Source organism: Pseudomonas haemolytica (assembly GCF_009659625.1).
Taxonomy (GTDB): domain Bacteria; phylum Pseudomonadota; class Gammaproteobacteria; order Pseudomonadales; family Pseudomonadaceae; genus Aquipseudomonas; species Aquipseudomonas haemolytica.
The window spans coordinates 53,628-80,495 of sequence record NZ_VOIW01000011.1 but is presented as its reverse complement, the minus strand read 5'-3'; the positions used below and the strand labels follow the sequence as shown (position 1 = coordinate 80,495).

Below are 26,868 nucleotides of genomic sequence, written 5' to 3'. Positions count from 1 at the left end.
CCATCCCGAACTCAGTAGTGAAACGATGCATCGCCGATGGTAGTGTGGGGTTTCCCCATGTGAGAGTAGGTCATCGTCAAGATTAAATTCCGAAACCCCAATTGCGAAAGCAGTTGGGGTTTTGTTTTGGGCGCTTGAAAATATTAAAAGGCATCGCTCATGCCCTGAGTGCTAACGAACGGCCTTTCTATGCAATGACCCTGCGCATGGCTATTATGCGTGCCTCATTGTGAGGCGATACCTGCATGCTGATGTTGTTGAAACTTCTGAAAGATGGTCGATTTCATTCCGGAGAGGCTCTTGGCGCCGCCCTCGGGGTCAGTCGCAGCGCTGTGTGGAAGCAGCTCCAGCATCTCGAGGCCGAGCTGAATCTGCCCATTCATAAGGTCCGGGGTCGTGGATATCAGTTGGCTACGCCGCTGGTGTTCTTGGATGCTGCGCAGATTTCTCTGGGGGCGGCTCCCTTAGCCTGGCCCGTTCACATTTTCGACTCTATTGATTCCACCAATGCCGAAGCTTTACGCCTAGTCGCAGCGAACTGCGCGGCGCCCTTTGTAGTGGTGGCGGAGCAGCAAACAGCTGGCAGGGGCCGGCGGGGTCGCAAATGGATCAGCCCATTTGCGCAAAATGTTTATTACAGCCTCGTATTGCGTATTGAGGGTGGTCTGCGACAGTTGGAGGGCTTGAGTCTCGTCGTGGGGTTGGCAGTGATGCAGGTCTTGCGTGAGTTGGGTGTGCAGGGTGCTGCCTTGAAGTGGCCCAATGATGTCTTGGTTGGGTGCAAGAAAATTTCTGGCATCTTGCTTGAGTTGGTCGGGGATCCTGCAGATATCTGTCACGTTGTTCTTGGGATAGGTATCAACGTAAATATGCAGAAGGCTGATGAGGTCGATCAGCAATGGACCTCGATGCAGCTCGAGACTGGCTTTCCTGTTGACCGCAACCACTTAGTGGCGCGCCTGGGGTTGCAACTGCAAAGCTACCTGGATCGACATAAGATTGCTGGTTTTGCCGGGTTGCAAGAAGAGTGGGAGCTGCACCACTTGTGGCAGGGTAAGCCTGTGTCTCTCATTGCGGGCGCCAGCCAGATTGATGGGGTGGTGCTTGGTGTGGATCGTCAGGGCGCGTTGCGTTTGGATGTCGATGGTGTTGAGAAAATATACAGCGGTGGTGAGTTAAGCCTGAGGTTGCGTGATGATTCTTGAGCTCGACTGTGGAAATAGCTTCATTAAATGGCGTGTACTTGAATCGAGTGGAGCAAGTATTTCTGCGGAAGGCATCGCGGACTCGGATATTGCACTGATTGACGGTCTGACGGCTCTTTCTGGTCTTCTGCTCACGCGTTGTCGATTAGTGAGCGTTCGAGCGCTTGAGGAAACCGATAAGCTAGTCGTCGCGTTGGTGGAAGCATTTGGCGTTACCGTATCCTGTGCTGGCTCTGCGAGAGAGATGGCCGGAGTGCGCAACGGCTACGAAGACTTCGAACGACTTGGGCTTGATCGCTGGTTGGCGATGCTTGGTGCATTCAAATTGGCATCTGGCGCTTGTCTGGTGCTCGATTTTGGTACGGCGGCCACCGCAGATTTTATTAGCTCGGATGGTGAGCATGTGGGTGGGTTTATTTGTCCTGGAATGCCGCTTATGCGCAACCAACTGCGCACCCATACGCGCAAGATACGCTATGGCGATGTAGCGGCTGAGAGAGCTCTGGAGCGCCTTTCTCCTGGCCGGACGACTGTAGAGGCTGTTGAGCGCGGTTGTACGCTCATGCTTAGAGGGTTCGTGCTGACTCAGCTTGAGTTGGCTCGAAGCTACTGGGGTGAAGATTTCACGGTCTTTCTGACTGGAGGGGATGCTGACTTGGTCTCGGATGCTGCGCCACAGGCACGACTGGTGCCTGACCTGGTGTTCGTGGGTCTGGCGATGGCATGTCCTTTGTCTTGAGGTGATTATGCGCTGGCTGTTTTTGCTTTTACTTGTCCTCAATGCTTTCTATTACGTCTGGCATCAGCAAGAGGCGCCATTGCGCGCCAAGGACGTCACGCCTTTGAGCCTCTATCGGGGCGCGCAGCAAGACATTCGGCTCTTGAGTGAATCCGCAGATACGGTGGCTCGTCGCGACCGAGCAAAGGTGCCTGATATGCAAAACACCTGTCTGTACATCGGTGGTTTCTCCGATCAGCGCCAAGCCCTTTCTGTCGAACAGCGGCTAACGAGCCTGGATATAAAGGTCAAGGTTCAATTGTTGAGCGCACCCGAAGCCACGGGTTATTGGTTGCGTGTCGCCCCTGAGAGTCGGCGATTGGCTGAAGATCTGCCCTTTGAAAACCTTGCTAAGGAATTCAATGAGTTAAAACATAAAATAATGCAGTGCGAAGGCATTGCAACTCTCGAATAGTTTGCATAGAATGGCGCCCGCTTCGCAGTGAAGACCTTTAAGGGCTACAGCGCGAAGCGAGGTCAACGCAGCTAACCTCATATTTTTAATGAGAAAATGCTTGACAGAAGGCCGGCGTGATGTAGAATGCCGGCTCGCTTAGGAGGGGTTCCCGAGCGGCCAAAGGGATCAGACTGTAAATCTGACGTCTACGACTTCGAAGGTTCGAATCCTTCCCCCTCCACCATTTTTAGCGTGAGCTGCAAGCTCCGCGGGTATAGTTTAGTGGTAGAACCTCAGCCTTCCAAGCTGATGATGCGGGTTCGATTCCCGCTACCCGCTCCAAGTTTGCAGGTTGTGCAAGGTGTTTCGCTCTTGTAGCTCAGTTGGTAGAGCACACCCTTGGTAAGGGTGAGGTCAGCGGTTCAAATCCGCTCAAGAGCTCCATATGACAAGGCAGATATGAAAATATCTGCCTTTGTTTTAACAGCTGCCTCGGCTTGTATCGTGTTGTAACTGGCTTTAGTGGTCAGTCGATTGCAAGTCTGTTGGGGTTGGTTGTTGTAAAGTCTTTTTCAGGCCTGCATAATGGTCGGCCTGATTTTGTTTTAGGTCAGTAGCTCAATTGGCAGAGCGACGGTCTCCAAAACCGTAGGTTGGGGGTTCGATTCCCTCCTGACCTGCCAGATTCACGTGGTGTATCTGGCTTTCTTTTCACAGGATCTTCATAGATGACTCCTAAGGCTGAAGCTCAAAGCTCTCGTTTCGATCTCGTCAAGTGGCTCGCCGTAGTCGCATTGGTGGTCGTAGGCGTTGTTGGCAATCAGTATTATTCTGCTTCGCCGATCCTGTACCGTGTACTCGCTTTGCTGGCCCTTGCTGCTGTAGCTGCCTTTGTAGGCCTGCAGACTGCCAAAGGCAAGTCTTTCGCGGTCCTGGTAAAGGAAGCTCGCACCGAAATACGTAAAGTCGTTTGGCCGACTCGCCAAGAAACCACGCAGACCACATTGATTGTCGTGGCTGTTGTTCTGGTTATGGCGTTGCTGTTGTGGGGGCTTGATTCCCTGCTCGGCTGGCTTGTTTCCTTGATTGTTGGCTAAGGGTGTCCCGTGGCTAAGCGTTGGTACGTTGTGCATGCTTACTCGGGTTACGAGAAGCATGTTATGCGCTCTTTGCTAGAGCGCGTAAAGCTCGCAGGCATGGAAGATGGCTTCGGCGAGATTCTGGTTCCCACTGAAGAAGTGGTTGAAATGCGGAATGGCCAGAAGCGCAAGAGCGAACGCAAGTTCTTTCCTGGCTACGTGCTGGTTCAGATGGACATGAATGAAGGTACTTGGCACTTGGTCAAGGATACTCCTCGTGTCATGGGTTTCATCGGCGGTACTGCTGATAAGCCTGCTCCGATCACCGACAAAGAGGCAGAAGCAATTCTGCGTCGCGTTGCTGATGGTAGCGACAAGCCTAAGCCGAAGACGTTGTTCGAGCCGGGCGAGGTTGTTCGTGTTACGGATGGTCCGTTTGCTGATTTCAATGGCACCGTCGAAGAAGTTAACTACGAAAAGAGCCGGATCCAAGTGGCAGTGCTCATTTTCGGTCGCTCTACTCCGGTAGAGTTGGAGTTCAGTCAGGTCGAGAAGGTCTAGCTGGGCAAGCATCCCAACCCCGCAGCCTTAGGCTGTGGGGTTTTGTCGTCACTGGGATATACGCGCAAGTAACCGGGGAGCCTTTCGAGGCGCTTGAACCCGTAATTGGAGTGCCTCATGGCCAAGAAGATTACCGCTTACATCAAGCTGCAAGTGAAGGCCGCTCAGGCCAACCCAAGCCCACCCGTCGGCCCAGCTTTGGGTCAGCACGGTGTGAACATCATGGAATTCTGCAAGGCCTTCAACGCCCGTACTCAGGGTCTTGAGCCAGGTCTGCCGACTCCAGTGATCATCACTGTATACAGCGACCGTAGCTTCACTTTCGAAACCAAGTCGACCCCGGCTTCGGTTCTGCTGAAGAAGGCTGCTGGTCTGACTAGCGGTTCCGCTCGTCCTAACACCGTTAAGGTTGGCACTGTAACTCGTGCTCAGCTGGAAGAAATCGCGAAAACCAAAAACGCGGATCTGACTGCAGCTGATATGGATGCAGCCGTGCGTACCATCGCCGGTTCTGCTCGTAGCATGGGCCTTAACGTGGAGGGTGTGTAATGGCTAAGCTGACCAAGCGCCAAAAGGCTATCGCCGGCAAAATCGAAGCAGGCAAGGCCTACAACTTTGTAGATGCCGCTGCCCTGCTGACTGAGCTGTCGACTGTCAAGTTCAGCGAGTCCGTTGACGTTGCTGTAAACCTGGGTGTTGACCCGCGTAAATCCGACCAGGTCGTTCGTAGCGCAACTGTGCTGCCACACGGTACTGGCAAGACTGTACGTGTAGCTGTCTTCACCCAAGGCCCGGCAGCTGAAGCTGCTCTGGCCGCCGGCGCTGATCGCGTTGGCATGGACGACCTGGCTGCCGAAATGAAAGGCGGCGACCTGAACTATGACGTAGTTATTGCTTCCCCGGATGCAATGCGCGTTGTAGGTCAGCTGGGTCAGATCCTGGGTCCACGCGGTCTGATGCCTAACCCTAAGGTCGGCACCGTAACGCCAGACGTAGCTACCGCGGTTAAAAACGCCAAGGCTGGTCAGGTTCGTTATCGCACCGACAAAAACGGCATCATTCACACCTCCGTTGGCAAAGTCGGCTTCGACGCCGTCAAGCTGAAGGAAAACGTTGAAGCCCTGATCGCTGATCTGAAGCGTATCAAGCCTGCTTCCTCGAAAGGTATCTACGTCAAGCGCGTTACCCTGAGCACCACTATGGGCCCAGGTCTGGTCATCGACCAAGGCTCGCTGGACGTATAAGACACAAATTGGCGCAAGTGATTGCGCTAATTGAAGATTGGGGTCCCTGCCTGGCGGGGGCTATCCAAGACCGTAGGCGACGCAAGTCTTAAACCAACAAGCCTACGCAGATGGTGCTCCCGGTTCCTTACCGAATCAGACACCAAAACGACATCCGGCCCCGGCCAGATGAAACGGTAACAAGCAGGAGTTAAACCCGTGGCAATTAATCTCGAAGACAAGAAGGCCATCGTCGCTGAAGTCAACGAGGCTGCCAAAGCTGCTCTGTCCGCTGTCGTGGCTGATGCCCGTGGTGTGACAGTAGGCGCTATGACCGGACTCCGTAAAGAGGCTCGTGAAGCTGGCGTATACGTACGTGTTGTACGTAACACCCTGCTCAAGCGCGCTGTTGCTGACACTGAATACAGTGTTCTCAACGACGTGTTCACCGGCCCGACTCTGATCGCGTTCTCCAAGGATCATCCAGGCGCTGCTGCCCGTTTGTTCAAAGAGTTCGCCAAGAGTCAGGATAAGTTCGAGATCAAGGCAGCTGCGTTCGAGGGCAAGTTCCTCGCAGCTAACCAAATCGACGTACTGGCAACACTGCCGACCCGTAACGAAGCTATTTCTCAGCTGATGAGCGTGATTCAAGGCGCTACCAGCAAGTTGGCTCGTACTCTGGCCGCAGTTCGCGAGCAAAAAGAAGCTGCCGCAGCCTAAGGCTCAGCAACCTCTCTCGCGTTTTTTTGTTTATTTCGATGGCCGCGTAGGCCGTCCCCCAATTCAGGAAATACAGCAATGTCTATCTCCCAAGACGATATCCTCAACGCCGTAGCTGAAATGTCGGTTCTGCAGGTTGTTGAGCTGATCAAAGCTTTCGAAGAAAAATTCGGCGTTTCCGCTGCCGCTGCTTCCGCTGGCCCAGCTGTTGCTGCTGTTGCTGCTGAAGAGCAAACCGAATTCAACGTCATGCTGCTGGAAGCTGGCGAGAAGAAAGTAAACGTGATTAAAGCAGTTCGTGAACTGACCGGCCTGGGCCTGAAAGAAGCCAAGGCTGTAGTTGACGGCGCTCCTGCCCAGGTTCTGGAAGCAGTGTCGAAAGACGCCGCTGACAAAGCTAAAGCAGTGCTGGAAGAAGCAGGCGCTAAAGTCGAGCTGAAGTAAGCATCGACCTTGCGTCTCCAGCCCAAGCGTTAAGCTGAAGGCTGATGGCTGGTGGCTCTTGCCACCGGCCTTTTTCCGTTCTTGGTTGTCGACTCGGTCGCCGCCATTAACGCGCTGTAGCCACCCGATGCGGTGGTGCAAACCATGGGGTTTGCGAGATTTTCTGGCTGCTCCCGTCGGGAGGGGCCAAACAAGCAGGTGACCAAGCTGGGGAACGCTGATGGCTTACTCATATACTGAGAAAAAACGTATCCGCAAGGACTTTAGCAAGTTGCCGGACGTCATGGATGTCCCGTACCTTCTGGCTATCCAGCTGGATTCGTATCGTGAATTCTTGCAGGCGGGAGCGACTAAAGATCAGTTCCGCGACGTGGGCCTGCATGCGGCCTTCAAATCCGTTTTCCCGATCATCAGCTACTCCGGCAATGCTGCGCTGGAGTACGTCGGTTATCGCCTGGGCGAACCGGCATTTGATGTCAAAGAATGCGTGTTGCGCGGTGTTACGTACGCCGTACCTTTGCGGGTAAAAGTCCGTCTGATCATTTTCGACAAAGAATCGTCGAACAAAGCGATCAAGGACATCAAAGAGCAAGAAGTTTACATGGGCGAAATCCCATTGATGACTGAAAACGGTACCTTCGTTATCAACGGTACCGAGCGCGTTATCGTTTCCCAACTGCACCGTTCCCCGGGCGTGTTCTTCGACCACGACCGCGGCAAGACGCACAGCTCCGGTAAGCTCCTGTACTCCGCGCGGATCATTCCGTACCGCGGTTCGTGGTTGGACTTCGAGTTCGATCCGAAGGACTGCGTATTCGTGCGTATCGACCGTCGTCGCAAGCTGCCGGCCTCGGTGCTGCTGCGCGCGCTCGGTTATACCACTGAGCAAGTGCTGGATGCTTTCTACACTACAAACGTATTCAGCCTGAAGGATGAAACCCTCAGCCTGGAACTGATTGCTTCGCGTCTGCGTGGTGAAATTGCTGTCCTGGATATCCAGGATGAGAAGGGCAAGGTCATCGTTGAAGCCGGTCGTCGTATTACTGCGCGCCACATCAACCAGATCGAAAAAGCCGGTATCAAGTCGCTGGACGTGCCTCTGGACTACGTCCTGGGTCGCACCACCGCCAAGGTCATCGTTCATCCAGCGACAGGCGAAATCCTGGCTGAGTGCAACACCGAACTGAACACCGAAATCCTGGCAAAAATCGCCAAGGCCCAGGTTGTTCGTATCGAGACCCTGTACACCAACGATATCGATTGCGGTCCGTTCGTCTCCGACACCTTGAAGATCGACTCCACCAGTAACCAATTGGAAGCGCTGGTTGAGATCTATCGCATGATGCGTCCTGGCGAGCCGCCAACCAAAGACGCTGCCGAGACCCTGTTCAACAACCTGTTCTTCAGCCCTGAGCGCTATGACCTGTCTGCGGTCGGCCGGATGAAGTTCAACCGTCGTATCGGTCGTACCGAGATCGAAGGTTCGGGCGTGCTGTGCAAGGAAGACATCGTCGCGGTATTGAAGACTCTGGTCGACATTCGTAACGGTAAAGGCATCGTCGATGACATCGACCACCTGGGTAACCGTCGTGTTCGCTGCGTAGGCGAAATGGCCGAGAACCAGTTCCGCGTTGGCCTGGTACGTGTTGAGCGTGCGGTCAAAGAACGTTTGTCGATGGCTGAAAGCGAAGGCCTGATGCCGCAAGACCTGATCAACGCCAAGCCAGTGGCTGCGGCGGTGAAAGAGTTCTTCGGCTCCAGCCAGCTCTCGCAGTTCATGGACCAGAACAACCCGCTCTCCGAGATCACCCACAAGCGCCGTGTTTCCGCACTGGGCCCGGGCGGTCTGACCCGTGAGCGTGCTGGCTTTGAAGTTCGTGACGTTCACCCGACGCACTACGGTCGTGTTTGCCCGATCGAAACGCCGGAAGGTCCGAACATCGGTCTGATCAACTCCCTGGCCGCTTATGCGCGCACTAACCAGTACGGTTTCCTCGAGAGCCCGTACCGCGTAGTGAAAGACGCTCTGGTCACCGACGAGATCGTGTTCCTGTCTGCCATCGAAGAAGCTGATCACGTGATCGCTCAGGCTTCGGCCACGATGAACGACAAGAAAGTCCTGATCGACGAGCTGGTAGCTGTTCGTCACTTGAACGAGTTCACCGTCAAGGCGCCGGAAGACGTCACCTTGATGGACGTTTCGCCGAAGCAGGTAGTTTCGGTTGCAGCGTCGCTGATCCCGTTCCTGGAACACGATGACGCCAACCGTGCGTTGATGGGTTCCAACATGCAGCGTCAAGCTGTACCGACCCTGCGTGCCGACAAGCCGCTGGTAGGTACCGGCATGGAGCGTAACGTAGCCCGTGACTCCGGCGTTTGCGTCGTGGCTCGTCGTGGCGGCGTGATCGACTCTGTTGATGCCAGCCGTATCGTGGTTCGTGTTGCCGATGACGAAGTTGAAACTGGCGAAGCCGGTGTCGACATCTACAACCTGACCAAATACACCCGCTCGAACCAGAACACCTGCATCAACCAGCGTCCGCTGGTGAGCAAGGGTGATCGCGTTCAGCGTAGCGACATCATGGCCGACGGCCCGTCCACCGACATGGGTGAGCTGGCTCTGGGTCAGAACATGCGCATCGCGTTCATGGCGTGGAACGGCTTCAACTTCGAAGACTCCATCTGCCTGTCCGAGCGTGTTGTTCAGGAAGACCGTTTCACCACGATCCACATTCAGGAACTGACCTGTGTGGCACGTGACACCAAGCTTGGGCCAGAGGAAATCACTGCAGACATCCCGAACGTGGGTGAAGCTGCACTGAACAAGCTGGACGAAGCCGGTATCGTTTACGTAGGTGCTGAAGTTGGCGCTGGCGACATCCTGGTAGGTAAGGTCACTCCGAAAGGCGAGACCCAACTGACTCCGGAAGAGAAGCTGTTGCGTGCCATCTTCGGTGAAAAAGCCAGCGACGTTAAAGACACTTCCCTGCGTGTACCTACCGGTACCAAGGGTACTGTCATCGACGTACAGGTCTTCACCCGTGACGGCGTTGAGCGTGATGCTCGTGCACTGTCCATCGAGAAGACCCAGCTCGACGAGATCCGCAAGGACCTGAACGAAGAGTTCCGTATCGTTGAAGGCGCGACCTTCGAACGTCTGCGTTCCGCTCTGGTAGGCCACAAGGCCGAAGGCGGCGCAGGCCTGAAGAAAGGTCAGGACATCACCGACGAAATCCTCGACGGTCTTGAGCACGGCCAGTGGTTCAAACTGCGCATGGCTGAAGATGCTCTGAACGAGCAGCTCGAGAAGGCCCAGGCCTACATCGTTGATCGTCGCCGTCTGCTGGACGACAAGTTCGAAGACAAGAAGCGCAAACTGCAGCAGGGCGATGACCTGGCTCCAGGTGTGCTGAAAATCGTCAAGGTTTACCTGGCAATCCGTCGCCGCATCCAGCCGGGCGACAAGATGGCCGGTCGTCACGGTAACAAGGGTGTGGTCTCCGTGATCATGCCGGTTGAAGACATGCCGCACGATGCCAATGGCACCCCGGTCGACGTTGTCCTCAACCCGTTGGGCGTACCTTCGCGTATGAACGTTGGTCAGATCCTCGAAACCCACCTGGGCCTCGCGGCCAAAGGTCTGGGCGAGAAGATCAACCGTATGATCGAAGAGCAGCGCAAGGTCGCAGACCTGCGTAAGTTCCTGCACGAGATCTACAACGAGATCGGCGGCCGCAACGAAGAGCTGGACACCTTCTCCGACCAGGAAATCCTGGATCTGGCGAAGAACCTGCGCGGCGGCGTTCCAATGGCTACCCCGGTGTTCGACGGTGCCAAGGAAAGCGAAATCAAGGCCATGCTGAAACTGGCAGACTTGCCAGAAAGCGGCCAGATGCAGCTGTTCGACGGCCGTACCGGCAACAAGTTCGAGCGCCCGGTTACTGTTGGCTACATGTACATGCTGAAGCTGAACCACTTGGTAGACGACAAGATGCACGCTCGTTCTACCGGTTCGTACAGCCTGGTTACCCAGCAGCCGCTGGGTGGTAAGGCTCAGTTCGGTGGTCAGCGTTTCGGGGAGATGGAGGTCTGGGCACTGGAAGCATACGGTGCTGCATACACTCTGCAAGAAATGCTCACAGTGAAGTCGGACGATGTGAACGGTCGTACCAAGATGTACAAAAACATCGTGGACGGCGATCACCGTATGGAGCCGGGCATGCCCGAGTCCTTCAACGTGTTGATCAAAGAAATTCGTTCCCTCGGCATCGATATCGATCTGGAAACCGAATAACACGTGACGCGAATCGAGAGCGGGGCTGTTTAGCCCGCTCTCTGCTCCGCCAGGAGGAAAGGCCTTGAAAGACCTACTGAATTTGCTGAAAAACCAGGGTCAAGTCGAAGAGTTCGACGCCATCCGTATTGGGTTGGCATCGCCTGAGATGATCCGTTCGTGGTCGTTCGGTGAAGTTAAAAAGCCGGAAACCATTAACTACCGTACGTTCAAACCAGAGCGTGACGGCCTGTTCTGCGCCAAGATCTTTGGCCCGGTAAAGGATTACGAGTGCCTGTGCGGTAAGTACAAGCGCTTGAAGCACCGTGGTGTGATCTGCGAGAAGTGCGGCGTTGAAGTTGCATTGGCCAAGGTTCGTCGTGAGCGCATGGCGCACATCGAACTGGCTTCGCCGGTTGCCCATATCTGGTTCCTGAAATCGCTGCCGTCCCGTATCGGCTTGCTGATGGACATGACCCTGCGTGATATCGAACGCGTTCTCTACTTCGAGAGCTATGTCGTTATCGATCCAGGCATGACCACCCTTGAAAAAGGTCAGCTGCTGAACGACGAGCAGTACTTCGAAGCGCTGGAAGAGTTCGGCGACGATTTCGATGCCCGCATGGGTGCCGAAGCTGTCCGCGAACTGCTGCACGCTATCGACCTGGAGCACGAGATTGGCCGTCTGCGTGAAGAAATTCCGCAAACCAACTCCGAAACCAAGATCAAGAAGCTGTCCAAGCGTCTGAAGTTGATGGAAGCCTTCCAGGGTTCCGGCAACTTGCCAGAGTGGATGGTGCTGACCGTTCTGCCGGTTCTGCCGCCAGACCTGCGTCCGCTGGTACCGTTGGACGGTGGTCGCTTCGCGACGTCCGACCTCAACGACCTGTACCGCCGCGTGATCAACCGTAACAACCGCTTGAAGCGCCTGCTTGATCTGTCCGCTCCGGACATCATCGTGCGCAACGAAAAGCGTATGTTGCAAGAAGCTGTCGATGCCTTGCTCGACAACGGTCGTCGTGGCCGCGCTATCACCGGTTCGAATAAGCGTCCTCTGAAATCCCTGGCTGACATGATCAAGGGTAAGCAAGGTCGTTTCCGTCAGAACTTGCTCGGTAAGCGTGTTGACTACTCCGGTCGTTCGGTAATTACCGTAGGCCCGACCCTGCGTCTGCACCAGTGTGGTCTGCCTAAGAAGATGGCACTTGAGCTGTTCAAGCCGTTCATCTTTGGCAAGCTGGAAATGCGCGGTCTCGCGACCACCATCAAAGCGGCCAAGAAAATGGTCGAGCGCGAACTGCCAGAAGTTTGGGACGTTCTCGCTGAAGTGATTCGCGAACACCCGGTTCTCCTCAACCGTGCACCGACCCTTCACCGTCTGGGTATCCAGGCGTTTGAACCGGTACTGATCGAAGGTAAGGCTATCCAGCTGCACCCTCTGGTCTGTGCTGCGTACAACGCCGACTTCGACGGCGACCAAATGGCCGTGCACGTACCGCTGACACTGGAAGCTCAGTTGGAAGCGCGTGCGTTGATGATGTCGACCAACAACATTCTGTCGCCAGCCAACGGTGAGCCAATCATCGTTCCGTCGCAGGACGTTGTATTGGGTCTGTACTACATGACGCGTGAAGCGATCAACGCCAAGGGCGAAGGTCGTGTGTTTGCTGATCTGCAAGAAGTTGACCGTGTGTTCCGTGCCGGCGAAGCCGCACTGCATGCCAAGGTCAAAGTGCGGATCAACGAAACCGTCAACGACCGTGACGGCGGCAGCGTGACCGGTACCCGTATCGTCGACACTACTGTCGGCCGTGCGCTGCTGTATCAAGTTGTGCCAAAAGGTCTGTCGTACGACGTCGTCAACCTGCCAATGAAGAAAAAGGCGATCTCCAAGCTGATCAACCAATGCTACCGCGTGGTTGGTTTGAAAGAGACCGTGATCTTCGCTGACCAGTTGATGTACACCGGTTTTGCTTACTCGACTATTTCCGGCGTTTCCATCGGTGTTAACGACTTCGTTATCCCGGATGAAAAAGCTCGCATCATCGGTGCTGCTACCGACGAAGTGAAAGAAATCGAAAGCCAGTACGCCTCCGGCCTGGTAACCCAGGGCGAGAAGTACAACAAGGTGATCGACCTTTGGTCCAAGGCCAACGACGAAGTTTCCAAGGCAATGATGGCCAACCTCTCGAAAGAGAAAGTCATCGATCGCCATGGCGTCGAAGTTGACCAGGAATCCTTCAACTCGATGTACATGATGGCCGACTCGGGCGCACGGGGTTCTGCTGCGCAGATCCGTCAGCTCGCCGGTATGCGTGGCCTGATGGCCAAGCCGGACGGTTCCATCATCGAAACGCCGATTACTGCGAACTTCCGTGAAGGTTTGAGTGTACTCCAGTACTTCATCTCCACTCACGGTGCTCGTAAAGGTCTGGCGGATACCGCGTTGAAAACCGCTAACTCCGGTTACCTGACTCGTCGTCTGGTAGACGTTGCACAAGATCTGGTTGTAACCGAGATCGATTGCGGCACCGAGCACGGCTTGCTGATGACTCCGCACATTGAAGGCGGTGACGTTGTAGAGCCGCTGGGTGAGCGCGTATTGGGCCGTGTTATTGCCCGTGACGTATTCAAGCCAGGTACCGAGGAAATTATCGTTCCTGCCGGCACCCTGGTCGATGAGAAGTGGGTCGAGTTCATCGAACTCAACAGCATCGACGAAGTGATTGTTCGCTCGCCGATCAGCTGTGAAACCCGCTATGGCATTTGCGCCAAGTGCTACGGCCGTGACTTGGCTCGTGGTCACCAGGTGAACATCGGTGAAGCGGTCGGCGTTATCGCTGCCCAGTCCATCGGTGAGCCGGGTACCCAGCTGACCATGCGTACGTTCCACATCGGTGGTGCGGCAAGCCGGACCTCCGCAGCCGACAGCGTTCAGGTGAAGAATGGCGGTACCGTCCGCCTGCACAACCTGAAGCACGTTGAGCGAGTGGATGGTTGCCTGGTTGCTGTGTCCCGTTCCGGTGAGCTGGCAATCGCTGATGACTACGGTCGTGAGCGTGAGCGTTACAAGCTGCCGTACGGTGCCGTGATTTCGGTTAAAGAAGGTGACAAGGTCGACGCTGGCGCAATCGTGGCCAAGTGGGATCCGCACACTCACCCAATCGTTACCGAAATGAAAGGTACCGTGACCTACGTGGGCATGGAAGAAGGCATCACGATCAAGCGTCAGACTGACGAATTGACCGGTATGACCAACATTGAAGTACTCGACGCCAAAGATCGTCCAGCTGCCGGTAAAGACATCCGTCCTGCCGTGAAGATGGTCGATGACAACGGCAAGGATCTGTTGCTGCCAGGCACTGACGTAATTGCTCAGTACTTCCTGCCAGCCAACGCCCTGGTCGGTGTAGCGGATGGTGCGAAGATCGCGATCGGTGATGTTATCGCGCGTATCCCGCAAGAAACTTCGAAGACCCGCGACATCACCGGTGGTCTGCCGCGTGTTGCCGACTTGTTCGAAGCTCGTCGTCCGAAAGAAGCGTCGATTCTGGCTGAAGTCAGCGGCACCATCGCGTTCGGTAAAGAGACCAAGGGCAAGCGCCGCCTGGTCATTACCCCGAACGACGGTAGCGATCCGTATGAAGAGCTGATTCCGAAGTGGCGTCACCTGAACGTCTTCGAAGGCGAACAGGTAAACCGCGGCGAAGTTATCTCCGACGGCCCGAGCGATCCACACGACATCCTGCGTCTGCTGGGTGTGAGTGCGCTGGCCAAGTACATCGTTAACGAGATCCAGGACGTTTACCGTCTGCAAGGCGTGAAGATCAACGATAAGCACATCGAGACCATCCTGCGTCAGATGCTGCGTAAAGTTGAAATCGCTGAATCCGGCGATTCCAGTTTCATCAAGGGCGACCAGATGGAATTGACTCACGTACTAGTAGAGAACGAGCGTCTGGCTGGCGACGAGAAATTCGTTTCCAAGTTCACTCGTGTGCTGCTGGGTATCACCAAGGCGTCGCTGTCCACTGAGTCGTTCATCTCGGCGGCCTCCTTCCAGGAGACCACTCGCGTACTGACCGAAGCAGCGGTAACCGGCAAGCGCGATTACCTGCGCGGCCTGAAAGAAAACGTAGTCGTGGGTCGTCTGATCCCGGCAGGTACCGGTTTGGCTTACCACAGCGAGCGTAAGCGCCGCCGTGAAGCTGACAAACCGCTGCGCGTAAGCGCCAGTGAAGTGGAAGCTGCACTGACCGAAGCGCTGAACTCTAGCGGTAACTGAGTTCTGCGATAGATAAGTCTGGGCCCTGGCAGCCCCATTCGTCGGATCGAGGCAATTTTGCCCCGGTTCGATGAGGGGGGAGGTCGGGGCCTTGCCTTGACTGGGGGCAAGATCCTCTTTAGACTCTTGTACCCCTAAATTTGGCGGGAATTCGTTCCTGCCATTTTGCTTTTCTTGCAAGACAATAGCGTCGCAAGACAACAGTGGAGCTAGTAGATGGCAACTATCAACCAGCTGGTACGTCAGCCGCGTAAGCGTATCGTCGAGAAATCCGACGTACCTGCGCTGCAGAACTGCCCGCAACGTCGTGGCGTATGCACTCGCGTGTATACCACTACGCCGAAAAAACCTAACTCGGCACTGCGTAAAGTATGCCGTGTGCGTCTGACCAACGGTTTCGAGGTTTCCTCGTACATCGGCGGTGAAGGCCACAACCTGCAAGAGCACAGCGTGGTACTGATCCGCGGCGGTCGTGTAAAAGACTTGCCAGGTGTTCGTTACCACACCGTACGCGGCTCCTTGGATACTTCCGGTGTTAAAGGTCGTAACCAGGGTCGTTCGAAGTACGGTACCAAGAAGCCTAAGTAGTAGCGGCTTTTTGTAAACTGAATCATCTTATTTTCTGAGTCGATAAGAGTAAGGTCGGAGGCGTCCCGCAAGGGCACCGATTCCGAGCGAACCTGAAGACCGTTTGAGGGCTTATCCATGCCAAGAAGACGCGTAGCAGCCAAGCGCGAAGTGCTTGACGATCCAAAATACGGAAGCCAAATTCTGGCCAAGTTCATGAACCACGTGATGGAAAGCGGTAAGAAAGCCGTTGCCGAGCGTATCGTTTATGGCGCGCTGGAAAAGGTTAAAGAACGCAAGAACAGCGATCCCCTGGAAATCTTCGAGAAAGCTCTCGACGCCATCGCTCCGCTGGTCGAAGTGAAGTCGCGCCGTGTAGGCGGTGCTACTTACCAGGTTCCGGTCGAAGTTCGCCCGTCCCGTCGTAACGCTCTGGCAATGCGCTGGTTGGTAGACTTCGCCCGTAAGCGCGGCGAGAAGTCTATGGCTCTGCGTTTGGCCGGCGAGCTGTTGGACGCTGCTGAAGGTAAAGGTGCTGCTGTTAAGAAGCGTGAAGACGTGCACCGTATGGCTGAAGCTAACAAAGCTTTCTCGCACTACCGCTTCTAATCTTAGCTTCACTAATTTTGCGAGGGCTTTATGGCTCGTACTACTCCGATTAGCCGCTACCGTAACATCGGTATCGTTGCTCACGTGGATGCTGGTAAAACCACCACCACCGAGCGCGTACTGTTTTACACCGGCAAAAGTCACAAGATGGGCGAGGTGCATGATGGCGCCGCGACCACAGACTGGATGGTTCAGGAGCAGGAGCGTGGTATTACCATTACTTCTGCTGCTATTACCGCCTTCTGGAAAGGTTCCGAGAAGCAGTACAAAGACGAGCACCGCTTCAACGTAATCGATACCCCGGGCCACGTAGACTTCACTATTGAAGTTGAGCGTTCCCTGCGCGTACTCGACGGCGCTGTCGTTGTGTTCTGCGGTACCTCGGGCGTTGAGCCTCAGTCGGAAACCGTATGGCGTCAAGCCAACAAATACGGTGTTCCACGTCTTGTTTACGTAAACAAGATGGACCGTGCTGGTGCGAACTTCCTGCGTGTGATCGGTCAGATCAAGCAGCGTCTGGGTCACACCCCGGTGCCAATCCAGTTGGCTATCGGTTCCGAAGACAACTTCCAAGGCCAGATCGATCTGCTGACCATGGAAGCTGTTTACTGGAACGATGCTGACAAGGGTATGGTTCCTGTTCGCAAGCCTATCCCTGCTGAACTGCAGGAACAGGCTGACGAATGGCGTAACAACATGGTTGAAGCTGCGGCCGAAGCCAGCGAAGAGCTGATGAACAAGTACCTCGAAGGTGAAGAACTCACCAACGCGGAAATCAAGGCTGCTCTGCGTCAGCGTACTATCGCTGGTGAGATCGTCTTGGCTGTTTGCGGTTCCTCGTTCAAGAACAAGGGCGTTCCCCTGGTTCTCGATGCTGTGATCGACTACCTGCCGGCACCAGTAGATATTCCTGCCATCAAGGGTACTGACCCGGATGACGAGACTATCGAGCTGGAGCGTCATGCAGACGACGCAGAACCGTTCTCCGCTCTGGCATTTAAAATTGCCACTGACCCATTCGTGGGTACCTTGACCTTCGTTCGCGTTTACTCGGGCGTGTTGAACTCCGGCGACGGCGTAATCAACTCGGTCAAAGGCAAGAAAGAGCGCGTGGGTCGTATGGTGCAAATGCACGCAAACGCCCGCGAAGAGATCAAGGAAGTACGCGCTGGTGACATCGCGGCCTTGATCGGCATGAAGGACGTCACCACTGGTGAAACCTTGTGCAACGCTGACAAGCCAATCATCCTGGTTCGCATGGACTTCCCGGAGCCGGTTATTTCGGTTGCCGTAGAGCCTAAGACCAAGGATGACCAGGAAAAAATGGGTATCGCTCTGGGCAAACTTGCTCAGGAAGATCCATCTTTCCGCGTCAAGACTGATGAAGAGACTGGTCAAACGATCATCTCCGGCATGGGCGAGCTTCACCTGGACATCCTGGTTGACCGGATGCGCCGTGAGTTCAACGTCGAAGCCAACATCGGTAAGCCTCAGGTTTCCTATCGTGAGCGCATCACGAAGAACTGTGAAATCGAAGGCAAGTTCGTTCGTCAGTCCGGCGGTCGTGGTCAGTTCGGTCACTGCTGGATCCGTTTTGCTCCTGCTGACGAAGGTCAGGAAGGTCTGCAATTCGTGAACGAAGTAGTGGGTGGTGTTGTTCCTAAGGAATACATCCCTGCTATCCAGAAGGGTATCGAAGAGCAGATGAAGAACGGTGTTGTTGCCGGCTATCCGCTGATCGGCCTGAAAGCAACCGTTTTTGACGGTTCTTACCACGACGTCGACTCCAACGAGATGGCGTTTAAGGTGGCTGCTTCCATGGCAACCAAGCAACTGGCCCAGAAGGGCGGTGGTGAGTTGCTTGAGCCAATCATGGCGGTAGAAGTTGTTACACCTGAAGACTATATGGGTGATGTCATGGGCGACCTTAACCGTCGTCGCGGCATGATCTTGGGTATGGAAGACACGGTTTCCGGCAAAGTGATTCGCGCCGAGGTTCCGTTGGGTGAGATGTTCGGTTATGCGACCGACGTTCGCTCCATGTCCCAGGGTCGCGCAAGCTACTCTATGGAATTCAAAAAATACAACACAGCTCCGGCGCACATCGCTGAAACTGTATCCAAAAAACAAGGCTGATTCAGTCCTTTAGGCAAGGAGTTAATTGTCGTGGCTAAAGAAAAATTTGATCGTTCCCTACCGCACGTCAACGTTGGCACCATCGGTCACGTTGACCACGGTAAAACCACTCTGACTGCTGCTCTGACTCGCGTTTGCTCCGAAGTATTCGGTTCCGCAATCGTTGATTTTGATAAAATCGACAGCGCACCAGAAGAGAAAGCTCGTGGTATCACCATCAACACCGCGCACGTTGAATACAACTCGCTGATCCGTCACTACGCTCACGTTGACTGCCCAGGTCACGCTGACTATGTGAAGAACATGATCACCGGTGCTGCTCAGATGGACGGCGCAATCCTGGTTTGCTCGGCCGCTGATGGTCCGATGCCACAAACCCGTGAGCACATCCTGCTGTCCCGTCAGGTAGGCGTTCCGTACATCGTGGTTTACCTGAACAAGGCTGACCTGGTAGACGACGCTGAGCTGCTGGAACTGGTTGAGATGGAAGTGCGCGATCTGCTGAGCACTTACGACTTCCCAGGTGACGACACTCCGATCATCATCGGTTCTGCTCGTATGGCTCTGGAAGGCAAAGACGATAACGAAATGGGCACCACGTCCGTTCGTAAACTGGTTGAGACTCTGGACAGCTACATCCCAGATCCAGTCCGTGTTATCGACAAGCCGTTCCTGATGCCAATCGAAGACGTATTCTCGATCTCCGGTCGCGGTACTGTTGTAACTGGTCGTATCGAGCGCGGTATCGTTAAGGTTCAGGATCCACTGGAAATCGTTGGTCTGCGTGACACTACCGTCACCACCTGCACCGGTGTTGAAATGTTCCGTAAACTGCTCGACGAAGGTCGTGCTGGCGAGAACTGCGGCGTTCTGCTGCGTGGTACCAAGCGTGACGACGTTGAGCGTGGCCAGGTTCTGGTTAAGCCAGGTTCGGTTAAGCCGCACACCAAGTTCGAAGCTGAAGTGTACGTGCTGAGCAAAGAAGAAGGCGGCCGTCACACTCCGTTCTTCAAAGGCTACCGTCCACAGTTCTACTTCCGTACTACTGACGTGACTGGTAACTGCGAACTGCCGGAAGGCGTTGAAATGGTTATGCCAGGCGACAACATCAAAATGGTTGTTACCCTGATCAAAACCATCGCAATGGAAGACGGTCTGCGCTTCGCTATCCGTGAAGGCGGCCGCACCGTTGGTGCTGGCGTTGTAGCTAAAATCATCGAGTAATTATCTCTTCTGAGATAGCTCGATTTTTTGAGAAGGCCCCCGCTTAGCGGGGGCCTTTTTTATTGGGTTGACACCTATCTGGGGCGTCTATAGAATTGCGCCTCCTTTTAACGGGCGTATTGCGCTCGCTGGGAATAGCAGCCGGAGTCTGAAATCCAATGCAAAATCAGCAAATCCGTATCAGGTTGAAGGCTTTTGACCATCGCCTGATCGACCAATCCACCCAGGAAATCGTGGAAACCGCGAAACGTACTGGTGCTCAAGTGCGTGGTCCAATTCCACTGCCTACCCGTAAAGAGCGGTTCACCGTTCTGGTCTCCCCGCACGTCAACAAAGACGCGCGTGACCAGTACGAGATCCGTACTCATAAGCGCGTACTGGACATCGTCCAGCCAACGGATAAAACCGTTGATGCTCTTATGAAGCTTGATCTGGCGGCCGGTGTGGAAGTACAGATCAGCCTCGGCTAAGACTTGGGTCTTAGTCGTGTAACGCTCTGAAATGGGCGGCCATAGCGGGTGAAAGCCCCGTACACTCATGAGGTTTACAACATGACTATTGGTGTAGTCGGTCGTAAATGCGGTATGACCCGTATTTTCACCGAAGAAGGTGTCTCCATTCCGGTCACGGTCATTGAGATCGAGCCGAATCGCGTCACCCAGTTCAAAACTGAAGAGACCGATGGCTATCGGGCAGTGCAAGTCACTGTCGGTGAGCGTCGTGCTTCGCGCGTGACTGCTGCTCAAGCAGGTCACTTCGCTAAAGCAAACGTTGCAGCTGGTCGTACTGTCATGGAGTTCCGTCTTGAAGATGGTGACTACCAGGCTGGCGATCTGATCAACGCTGAAATCTTCGCTGCTGGTCAACTGGTTGATGTAACCGGTCAGTCCAAAGGTAAAGGCTTCCAGGGTACGATCAAGCGTTGGAATTTCCGTGGCCAAGACAACACTCACGGTAACTCCGTCTCCCACCGCGTCCCGGGCTCTATTGGCCAGTGCCAGACTCCTGGTCGTGTATTCAAGGGCAAAAAAATGTCCGGTCATATGGGCGCTGAGCGCGTGACCGTGCAGTCCCTCGAAGTAGTGCGCGTCGACGCTGAACGCAATCTGTTGTTGGTCAAGGGTGCTGTTCCTGGCGCTACTGGCGGCAACCTGGTTGTACGTCCAGCGGCCAAGGCTCGCGGTTAAGGGGAAGCTGACATGCAATTAAATGTAAATGACGCTCAAGCGATCGAAGTTTCCGAACTGACATTTGGCGGCGAATTCAACGAGACGCTCGTTCACCAAGCAGTCGTGGCCTACATGGCCGGCGGCCGTCAAGGTAGCAAGCAGCAAAAGACCCGTTCCGACGTTCGTGGTGGCGGTAAGCGCCCTTGGCGTCAGAAAGGTACTGGCCGTGCTCGTGCCGGTACTATCCGTAGCCCAATCTGGCGTGGCGGTGGTACCACTTTCGCAGCTCGTCCACAGGATCACTCGCAGAAGCTCAACAAGAAGATGTACCGCGCAGCTCTGCGCTCCATCCTTGCTGAACTCGTGCGTACTGATCGTCTGGTCGTGGTTCAGGACTTCGCTGTTGAAAGTCCAAAAACCAAAGATCTGCTGGGCAAACTGAACAACATGAGCCTGACCGACGTTTTGATCGTGTCTGAAGCTGTTGATCAGAACCTGTACCTGGCTGCTCGCAACCTGCCACACGTTGATGTACGTGACGTGCAAGGTTCCGATCCAGTTAGTCTGATCGCATACGACAAGGTGTTGATCACCGTGTCGGCCGTGAAGAAATTCGAGGAGCTGCTGGGATGAACCAGGAACGCGTATTTAAAGTTCTGCTTGGCCCGCACGTTTCCGAAAAGGCTACGGTTCTGGCTGACAAGAAAGGCCAGTTCGTTTTCAAGGTTGCAACTGACGCAACCAAGCTGGAAATCAAGAAGGCCGTCGAAAGCCTGTTCAGCGTGAAAGTAGAGCGTGTTACTACCCTGAATGTTCTGGGTAAGAGCAAGCGCACTGCTCGCGGTCTGGGCAAGCGTAATGACTGGAAGAAGGCAGTTATCTCCCTTCAGCCAGGCCAAGATCTCGATTTCAGCAGCAGTGCTGAGTAAGGAAGGGGTGCATCATGGCAATCGTTAAATGCAAACCGACTTCCCCTGGCCGCCGTTTTGTGGTCAAGGTGGTCAACCAGGAGCTGCATAAAGGCGCTCCTCACGCACCGCTGCTCGAGAAAAAATCGAAGACTGGTGGTCGTAACAACAATGGTCGTATTACCACTCGTCACATCGGTGGTGGCCATAAGCAGCATTATCGTCTGGTCGATTTCCGTCGCAACGACAAAGATGGCATCGCTGCCACTGTCGAGCGTATCGAATACGATCCAAACCGTACTGCTCACATCGCTCTGCTGCTGTACGCAGATGGCGAGCGTCGCTACATCATCGCCCCTAAAGGCGTGAGCGCTGGCGACCAGCTGATCGCAGGTGCCTTGGCACCGATCAAGCCGGGCAACGCTCTTCAACTGCGCAACATTCCAGTTGGTAGCACCGTACACGGCATCGAATTGAAGCCAGGTAAAGGCGCGCAAATCGCTCGTTCCGCTGGTGCTTCGGCTCAGCTGATCGCTCGTGAAGGTGTCTACGTGACCCTGCGTCTGCGTTCTGGTGAGATGCGTAAAGTGCTGGCTGAATGCCGCGCGACCCTGGGTGAAGTCTCGAACTCCGAGCACAGCCTGCGTTCGCTGGGTAAAGCTGGTGCCAAACGCTGGCGTGGCGTTCGCCCAACCGTTCGTGGTGTTGCCATGAACCCGGTTGACCACCCACACGGTGGTGGTGAAGGTCGTACCTCTGGTGGTCGTCATCCGGTATCGCCATGGGGCTTCCCGACTAAGGGCGCGAAGACTCGTGGTAATAAGCGTACCGACAAAATGATCGTCCGTCGTCGCAAGTAAATAGAGGGATACGACAGTGCCACGTTCTCTGAAAAAAGGTCCTTTTATTGATCTTCACCTACTGAAGAAGATCGAAGTGGCGGCGGAAAAGAACGATCGCAAGCCGGTGAAAACCTGGTCGCGTCGTTCGATGATCCTGCCACAAATGGTCGGTTTGACCATCGCTGTACACAACGGTCGCTTGCACGTCCCAGTTCTCGTGAACGAAGACATGGTCGGCCACAAACTAGGCGAGTTTGCCGGTACCCGCACTTATCGTGGGCACGTGGCAGACAAGAAAGCCAAGCGTTAAGGGGTTAGGAAATGGAAGTAGCCGCTAAGTTGTCGGGCGCTCGAATCTCCGCCCAGAAAGCCCGCTTGGTCGCCGACCAGATCCGCGGGAAGAAGGTGGGCGAAGCGCTCAACCTGTTGGCTTTCAGCAGTAAGAAAGCCGCCGAGATCATGAAGAAAGTGCTGGAGTCGGCCGTAGCCAACGCCGAGCATAACGAAGGCGCAGACGTTGATGACCTGAAGGTCAGCACCGTTTTCGTCAACGAAGGGCGTTCGCTGAAGCGCATCATGCCACGTGCCAAAGGCCGTGCTGATCGCATCGTCAAGCGGTCTTGCCATATCACTGTCAAGGTTGCTGACAAGTAACGGAGTCGAAGAGATGGGTCAGAAAGTACATCCCATTGGCATTCGCCTGGGAATCGTCAAGGAGCACACCTCCGTCTGGTACGCAGACGGTCGGACTTATGCGGACTACTTGTTCGCTGATCTGAAGGTGCGTGAGTATCTCCAAGACAAACTAAAAAGCGCGTCCGTAAGCCGTATCGATATCCATCGTCCGGCGCAGACTGCACGTATCACCATCCACACCGCTCGTCCAGGTATCGTTATCGGGAAGAAAGGTGAAGATGTTGAGAAACTGCGTCAGGACCTGACCAAGCAAATGGGTGTGCCTGTGCACATCAATATCGAAGAGATCCGCAAGCCGGAGCTCGACGGTATGCTGGTTGCGCAGAGCGTAGCTCAGCAGCTGGAGCGTCGCGTAATGTTCCGTCGCGCTATGAAGCGCGCCGTACAGAACGCCATGCGCATTGGTGCCAAAGGCATCAAAATCCAAGTGAGCGGTCGTCTCGGCGGTGCTGAAATCGCACGTACTGAATGGTATCGCGAAGGTCGTGTGCCACTGCACACCCTGCGTGCCGACATCGACTATGCCAACTACGAAGCTCACACCACTTACGGTGTGATCGGTGTAAAGGTTTGGATCTTCAAAGGCGAAGTAATTGGTGGTCGCCAAGAAGAACTGAAACCACAAGCACCAGCGCCTCGTAAAAAAGCTGCTAAGTAAGGGGTACGCCAAATGTTGCAACCTAAGCGTACGAAGTTCCGCAAGCAGATGACAGGCCACAACCGTGGTCTGGCACAGCGCGGTAGCAAAGTCAGCTTCGGCGAGTTCGCGCTGAAGTCTGTAGCTCGTGGTCGTCTCACCGCTCGTCAGATCGAGTCAGCGCGTCGTGCTCTGACCCGTCACGTTAAACGTGGCGGCAAGATCTGGATCCGTGTATTCCCGGACAAGCCAATCTCCAAAAAGCCCCTCGAAGTTCGGATGGGTAAAGGTAAGGGTAACGTGGAATACTGGGTAGCCCAGATTCAGCCAGGCAAAGTCCTGTATGAAATCGAGGGTGTAACTGAAGAGCTGGCGCGTGAGGCTTTTGCCCTGGCTGCTGCAAAGCTGCCGCTCGCCACCGCCTTTGTTAAACGGACGGTGATGTGATGAAAGCGAATGAACTTCGTGAAAAATCCGCACAGCAGCTGAACGAGCAACTGCTCGGCCTGCTGCGCGACCAGTTCAATCTGCGTATGCAGAAAGCAACTGGCCAGTTGGGGCAGTCTCATCTGCTCTCGCAAGTTAAGCGTGACATTGCTCGCGTGAAGACTGTGCTCAACCAGCAGGCAGGTAAGTGATCATGGCTGAAGCCGAAAAGACTGTCCGTACGCTGACTGGCCGTGTTGTCAGCGACAAGATGGACAAAACCATCACCGTTTTGATCGAGCGTCGCGTTAAGCACCCGATCTACGGTAAATATGTTAAGCGTTCGACTAAGCTGCACGCGCACGACGAAACCAATCAGTGCCACATCGGCGACAAAGTCACTATTCGTGAAACTCGTCCGCTGGCCAAGACCAAGTCTTGGGCACTGGTTGATGTTCTCGAACGCGCTGTGGAAGTCTAAGGACTAGGGGTCGGAGAAATTATATGATTCAGACTCAATCCATGCTCGATGTGGCCGATAACAGCGGCGCTCGCCGTGTTATGTGCATCAAGGTGCTGGGTGGCTCCCATCGTCGTTACGCTGGTATCGGTGACATCATCAAAGTTACCGTGAAGGAAGCAATTCCTCGCGGTAAGGTGAAAAAAGGCCAAGTGATGACTGCTGTTGTAGTCCGCACTCGTCACGGCGTACGCCGTGCAGATGGCTCCATTATCCGCTTTGATGGCAACGCTGCTGTTCTTCTGAACAACAAGCAAGAGCCGATCGGCACCCGTATCTTTGGGCCAGTGACCCGTGAACTTCGTACTGAGAAGTTCATGAAGATCGTCTCGCTCGCCCCAGAAGTGCTGTAAGGAGATCCGACATGCAAAAGATTCGTCGTGACGACGAGATCATCGTGATCGCCGGCAAAGACAAAGGTAAGCGCGGTAAGGTGCTTAAGGTTCTCGCTAATAACCGTCTGGTTATCGGTGGTCTGAACCTGGTCAAGCGTCATACCAAGCCTAACCCGATGTCGGGCGTGCAGGGCGGTATCGTCGAGAAAGAAGCTCCACTGGACGCTTCTAACGTCGCCATCTTCAACGGCGAAACCAACAAGGCTGACCGCGTTGGTTTCAAAGTAGAAGACGGTAAGAAAATTCGTGTCTTCAAGTCGACCCAAAAAGCGGTTGATGCTTGAACACTGCTAGGTAGATTAGACCATGGCACGACTACAAGAGATTTACCGGAAGGAAATCGCCCCTAAGCTTAAGGAAGAACTTAAGCTTGGGAACGTGATGGAAGTTCCGCGCGTTACCAAAATCACCCTGAACATGGGTCTGGGCGAAGCGATCGGTGACAAAAAAGTCATCGAGCACGCTGTTGCTGACCTGGAAAAGATCACCGGTCAAAAAGTCGTTGTGACTTACGCTCGGAAATCCATCGCTGGCTTTAAAGTCCGTGAAGGTTGGCCGATCGGCGTCAAAGTGACTCTGCGCCGTGAGCGTATGTACGAATTCCTGGATCGTCTGCTGTCGATCTCCCTGCCTCGGGTTCGCGACTTCCGCGGCCTGAATGCCAAGTCCTTCGATGGTCGTGGTAACTACAGCATGGGCGTGAAAGAGCAGATCATCTTCCCGGAAATCGACTACGACAAGATCGATGCTCTCCGCGGTCTGGACATCACCCTGACCACCACTGCCAAGAACGATGATGAAGGCCGCGCTCTGCTGCGTGCGTTCAAATTCCCGTTCCGCAACTGATTGGAGTAGGACCATGGCCAAGATGAGCATGAAAAACCGCGAGCTGAAGCGTCAGCTCACGGTTGCCAAGTACGCCAAGAAGCGTGCAGCACTGAAAGCAATCATCGTTGATCTGAACGCAAGTCCAGAAGCGCGTTGGGAAGCTACAGTAGCTCTGCAGAAGCAGCCACGTGACGCAAGCGCTTCGCGCATGCGTAACCGCTGCCGCCTGACCGGTCGTCCACACGGCGTTTACCGCAAGTTCGGCCTCGGCCGTAACAAACTGCGTGAAGCGGCTATGCGTGGTGACGTACCGGGTCTGGTTAAAGCCAGCTGGTAAGTACTTTCAACGTCCAGGTGGTCTGCATCGCAAGATACTGACCGCCGGTGACCTTGAATCTGGAACAAGCCCCTTTTGGGGCTTGTTTCATTTCCGGAGTATGTCTAAAATACGCGGCTCGCCTGAGCCCGTGTGTTTTACGCTCGGAGATTCTCGGTGACATATGTAGCCGCAAGGCTAATTTTTTTGTATTAGGAGCGTCTAGCCCATGAGTATGCAGGACCCGTTAGCGGACATGCTAACTCGTATCCGTAATGCCCAGATGGCTGAAAAGTCCGTCGTAAGCATGCCATCTTCCAAGTTGAAGGTAGCTGTTGCCAAAGTCCTGAAAGACGAAGGCTACATTGCGGGTTATCAGATCAGCAGCGAAATCAAACCACTGCTGTCCATCGAGCTGAAGTACTTCGAAGGCCGTTCGGTCATCGAGGAAGTGAAGCGCGTTAGCCGTCCAGGCCTGCGTCAGTACAAGTCCGCTGAAGATCTGCCGAAAGTTCGTGGCGGTCTGGGCGTGTCTATCGTCTCCACCAACAAAGGTGTGATGACGGATCGTGCTGCGCGCGCTGCCGGTGTCGGCGGCGAAGTTCTTTGCACTGTGTTCTAAGGGGGGAT

Annotated in this window: 31 protein-coding genes, 4 tRNA genes and 1 rRNA gene; all 36 read left to right on the top strand. The window is 54.7% G+C overall.

What is annotated here, in order from left to right; all coding sequences use genetic code 11:
• A 5S ribosomal RNA gene (gene rrf, locus FRT59_RS27645) occupies positions 1-82 on the top strand; the annotation flags it as partial.
• Positions 83-245: 163 nt separating this feature from the next.
• Positions 246-1,205 carry a bifunctional biotin--[acetyl-CoA-carboxylase] ligase/biotin operon repressor BirA gene (birA, locus tag FRT59_RS26675; RefSeq protein ID WP_034116054.1) on the top strand — a complete coding sequence of 320 codons (960 nt, stop codon included), beginning with the start codon at positions 246-248 and terminating at the stop codon, positions 1,203-1,205.
• The gene (locus FRT59_RS26670; RefSeq protein WP_153872794.1) at positions 1,195-1,944 is read left to right on the top strand and encodes a pantothenate kinase; all 750 of its coding nucleotides are present in this window, start codon (positions 1,195-1,197) and stop codon (positions 1,942-1,944) included. Before birA ends, FRT59_RS26670 begins: the two co-directional genes overlap by 11 nt.
• Positions 1,945-1,951: 7 nt before the next feature.
• A complete protein-coding gene (locus tag FRT59_RS26665; RefSeq protein ID WP_034116052.1) occupies positions 1,952-2,398 on the top strand; it encodes a hypothetical protein in 447 nt (148 codons plus the stop codon).
• 141 nt (positions 2,399-2,539) lie between these two features.
• A tRNA-Tyr gene (locus FRT59_RS26660) sits at positions 2,540-2,624 on the top strand.
• Positions 2,625-2,648: 24 nt separating this feature from the next.
• Positions 2,649-2,722: transfer RNA gene (locus FRT59_RS26655), tRNA-Gly, on the top strand.
• 26 nt (positions 2,723-2,748) lie between these two features.
• Positions 2,749-2,824, top strand: a tRNA-Thr gene (locus FRT59_RS26650).
• Positions 2,825-2,987: 163 nt separating this feature from the next.
• Positions 2,988-3,063, top strand: a tRNA-Trp gene (locus tag FRT59_RS26645).
• 45 nt (positions 3,064-3,108) lie between these two features.
• Complete coding sequence (gene secE, locus FRT59_RS26640) at positions 3,109-3,477, top strand: preprotein translocase subunit SecE (RefSeq protein ID WP_003194658.1); 369 nt, start codon at positions 3,109-3,111, stop codon at positions 3,475-3,477.
• Positions 3,478-3,486: 9 nt separating this feature from the next.
• Positions 3,487-4,020 carry a transcription termination/antitermination protein NusG gene (nusG, locus tag FRT59_RS26635; RefSeq protein ID WP_003176436.1) on the top strand — a complete coding sequence of 178 codons (534 nt, stop codon included), beginning with the start codon at positions 3,487-3,489 and terminating at the stop codon, positions 4,018-4,020.
• A 117-nt stretch (positions 4,021-4,137) separates the two neighbouring features.
• Entirely contained in the window at positions 4,138-4,569 is a 432-nt protein-coding gene (rplK, locus tag FRT59_RS26630; RefSeq protein WP_003176435.1) for a 50S ribosomal protein L11, read from the top strand.
• Positions 4,569-5,264, top strand: coding sequence for a 50S ribosomal protein L1 (gene rplA, locus FRT59_RS26625; RefSeq protein WP_003232403.1), 696 nt, complete (start codon positions 4,569-4,571; stop codon positions 5,262-5,264). The genes rplK and rplA overlap by 1 nt, the downstream gene beginning before the upstream one ends.
• A 198-nt stretch (positions 5,265-5,462) precedes the next feature.
• A complete protein-coding gene (gene rplJ, locus FRT59_RS26620) occupies positions 5,463-5,963 on the top strand; it encodes a 50S ribosomal protein L10 (protein ID WP_003176433.1) in 501 nt (166 codons plus the stop codon).
• A gap of 78 nt (positions 5,964-6,041) precedes the next feature.
• The gene (gene rplL / locus FRT59_RS26615) at positions 6,042-6,407 is read left to right on the top strand and encodes a 50S ribosomal protein L7/L12 (RefSeq protein WP_003210093.1); all 366 of its coding nucleotides are present in this window, start codon (positions 6,042-6,044) and stop codon (positions 6,405-6,407) included.
• A gap of 220 nt (positions 6,408-6,627) precedes the next feature.
• Positions 6,628-10,701, top strand: coding sequence for a DNA-directed RNA polymerase subunit beta (gene rpoB, locus FRT59_RS26610; protein ID WP_034116051.1), 4,074 nt, complete (start codon positions 6,628-6,630; stop codon positions 10,699-10,701).
• 64 nt (positions 10,702-10,765) lie between these two features.
• Positions 10,766-14,965 carry a DNA-directed RNA polymerase subunit beta' gene (gene rpoC / locus FRT59_RS26605; protein WP_034116050.1) on the top strand — a complete coding sequence of 1,400 codons (4,200 nt, stop codon included), beginning with the start codon at positions 10,766-10,768 and terminating at the stop codon, positions 14,963-14,965.
• Positions 14,966-15,181: 216 nt separating this feature from the next.
• Positions 15,182-15,553 (top strand): 30S ribosomal protein S12, encoded by a 372-nt coding sequence (gene rpsL / locus FRT59_RS26600; RefSeq protein ID WP_002555494.1) that lies wholly within the window; start codon positions 15,182-15,184, stop codon positions 15,551-15,553.
• A gap of 117 nt (positions 15,554-15,670) precedes the next feature.
• Positions 15,671-16,141, top strand: a complete 471-nt coding sequence (rpsG, locus tag FRT59_RS26595; RefSeq protein ID WP_002555493.1) for a 30S ribosomal protein S7 — start codon at positions 15,671-15,673, stop codon at positions 16,139-16,141.
• A gap of 30 nt (positions 16,142-16,171) precedes the next feature.
• A complete protein-coding gene (gene fusA / locus FRT59_RS26590) occupies positions 16,172-18,277 on the top strand; it encodes an elongation factor G (protein ID WP_034116049.1) in 2,106 nt (701 codons plus the stop codon).
• Positions 18,278-18,307: 30 nt separating this feature from the next.
• The gene (gene tuf / locus FRT59_RS26585; protein WP_003176426.1) at positions 18,308-19,501 is read left to right on the top strand and encodes an elongation factor Tu; all 1,194 of its coding nucleotides are present in this window, start codon (positions 18,308-18,310) and stop codon (positions 19,499-19,501) included.
• A 158-nt stretch (positions 19,502-19,659) separates the two neighbouring features.
• Positions 19,660-19,971: a 30S ribosomal protein S10 gene (rpsJ, locus tag FRT59_RS26580; protein WP_003186070.1), complete on the top strand. Its 312-nt coding sequence runs from the start codon at positions 19,660-19,662 to the stop codon at positions 19,969-19,971.
• An 81-nt stretch (positions 19,972-20,052) separates the two neighbouring features.
• A complete protein-coding gene (gene rplC / locus FRT59_RS26575) occupies positions 20,053-20,688 on the top strand; it encodes a 50S ribosomal protein L3 (RefSeq protein ID WP_003194649.1) in 636 nt (211 codons plus the stop codon).
• A 12-nt stretch (positions 20,689-20,700) separates the two neighbouring features.
• Positions 20,701-21,303 carry a 50S ribosomal protein L4 gene (gene rplD, locus FRT59_RS26570; RefSeq protein ID WP_003176424.1) on the top strand — a complete coding sequence of 201 codons (603 nt, stop codon included), beginning with the start codon at positions 20,701-20,703 and terminating at the stop codon, positions 21,301-21,303.
• The gene (gene rplW, locus FRT59_RS26565) at positions 21,300-21,599 is read left to right on the top strand and encodes a 50S ribosomal protein L23 (protein ID WP_002555488.1); all 300 of its coding nucleotides are present in this window, start codon (positions 21,300-21,302) and stop codon (positions 21,597-21,599) included. Before rplD ends, rplW begins: the two co-directional genes overlap by 4 nt.
• A gap of 14 nt (positions 21,600-21,613) precedes the next feature.
• Positions 21,614-22,438, top strand: a complete 825-nt coding sequence (rplB, locus tag FRT59_RS26560) for a 50S ribosomal protein L2 (RefSeq protein WP_003210080.1) — start codon at positions 21,614-21,616, stop codon at positions 22,436-22,438.
• Positions 22,439-22,454: 16 nt separating this feature from the next.
• Positions 22,455-22,730 (top strand): 30S ribosomal protein S19, encoded by a 276-nt coding sequence (rpsS, locus tag FRT59_RS26555; RefSeq protein WP_003232420.1) that lies wholly within the window; start codon positions 22,455-22,457, stop codon positions 22,728-22,730.
• An 11-nt stretch (positions 22,731-22,741) separates the two neighbouring features.
• Positions 22,742-23,074, top strand: a complete 333-nt coding sequence (rplV, locus tag FRT59_RS26550; RefSeq protein WP_003103908.1) for a 50S ribosomal protein L22 — start codon at positions 22,742-22,744, stop codon at positions 23,072-23,074.
• Positions 23,075-23,087: 13 nt separating this feature from the next.
• The gene (gene rpsC, locus FRT59_RS26545; RefSeq protein ID WP_003176422.1) at positions 23,088-23,774 is read left to right on the top strand and encodes a 30S ribosomal protein S3; all 687 of its coding nucleotides are present in this window, start codon (positions 23,088-23,090) and stop codon (positions 23,772-23,774) included.
• Between the two features lie 12 nt (positions 23,775-23,786).
• The gene (gene rplP / locus FRT59_RS26540; RefSeq protein ID WP_003232424.1) at positions 23,787-24,200 is read left to right on the top strand and encodes a 50S ribosomal protein L16; all 414 of its coding nucleotides are present in this window, start codon (positions 23,787-23,789) and stop codon (positions 24,198-24,200) included.
• Positions 24,200-24,391 carry a 50S ribosomal protein L29 gene (rpmC, locus tag FRT59_RS26535; RefSeq protein WP_002555481.1) on the top strand — a complete coding sequence of 64 codons (192 nt, stop codon included), beginning with the start codon at positions 24,200-24,202 and terminating at the stop codon, positions 24,389-24,391. The genes rplP and rpmC overlap by 1 nt, the downstream gene beginning before the upstream one ends.
• A 2-nt stretch (positions 24,392-24,393) precedes the next feature.
• Complete coding sequence (gene rpsQ / locus FRT59_RS26530; RefSeq protein ID WP_003176419.1) at positions 24,394-24,660, top strand: 30S ribosomal protein S17; 267 nt, start codon at positions 24,394-24,396, stop codon at positions 24,658-24,660.
• A gap of 23 nt (positions 24,661-24,683) precedes the next feature.
• Complete coding sequence (gene rplN / locus FRT59_RS26525; RefSeq protein WP_002555479.1) at positions 24,684-25,052, top strand: 50S ribosomal protein L14; 369 nt, start codon at positions 24,684-24,686, stop codon at positions 25,050-25,052.
• 11 nt (positions 25,053-25,063) lie between these two features.
• Positions 25,064-25,378, top strand: coding sequence for a 50S ribosomal protein L24 (gene rplX, locus FRT59_RS26520; RefSeq protein WP_003176416.1), 315 nt, complete (start codon positions 25,064-25,066; stop codon positions 25,376-25,378).
• A 22-nt stretch (positions 25,379-25,400) separates the two neighbouring features.
• Positions 25,401-25,940, top strand: coding sequence for a 50S ribosomal protein L5 (rplE, locus tag FRT59_RS26515; protein WP_003194642.1), 540 nt, complete (start codon positions 25,401-25,403; stop codon positions 25,938-25,940).
• Positions 25,941-25,953: 13 nt separating this feature from the next.
• Positions 25,954-26,259: a 30S ribosomal protein S14 gene (rpsN, locus tag FRT59_RS26510; protein WP_003176414.1), complete on the top strand. Its 306-nt coding sequence runs from the start codon at positions 25,954-25,956 to the stop codon at positions 26,257-26,259.
• A 208-nt stretch (positions 26,260-26,467) separates the two neighbouring features.
• Positions 26,468-26,860 (top strand): 30S ribosomal protein S8, encoded by a 393-nt coding sequence (rpsH, locus tag FRT59_RS26505; RefSeq protein WP_003176413.1) that lies wholly within the window; start codon positions 26,468-26,470, stop codon positions 26,858-26,860.
• The last annotated feature ends 8 nt before the right edge of the window (positions 26,861-26,868 follow it).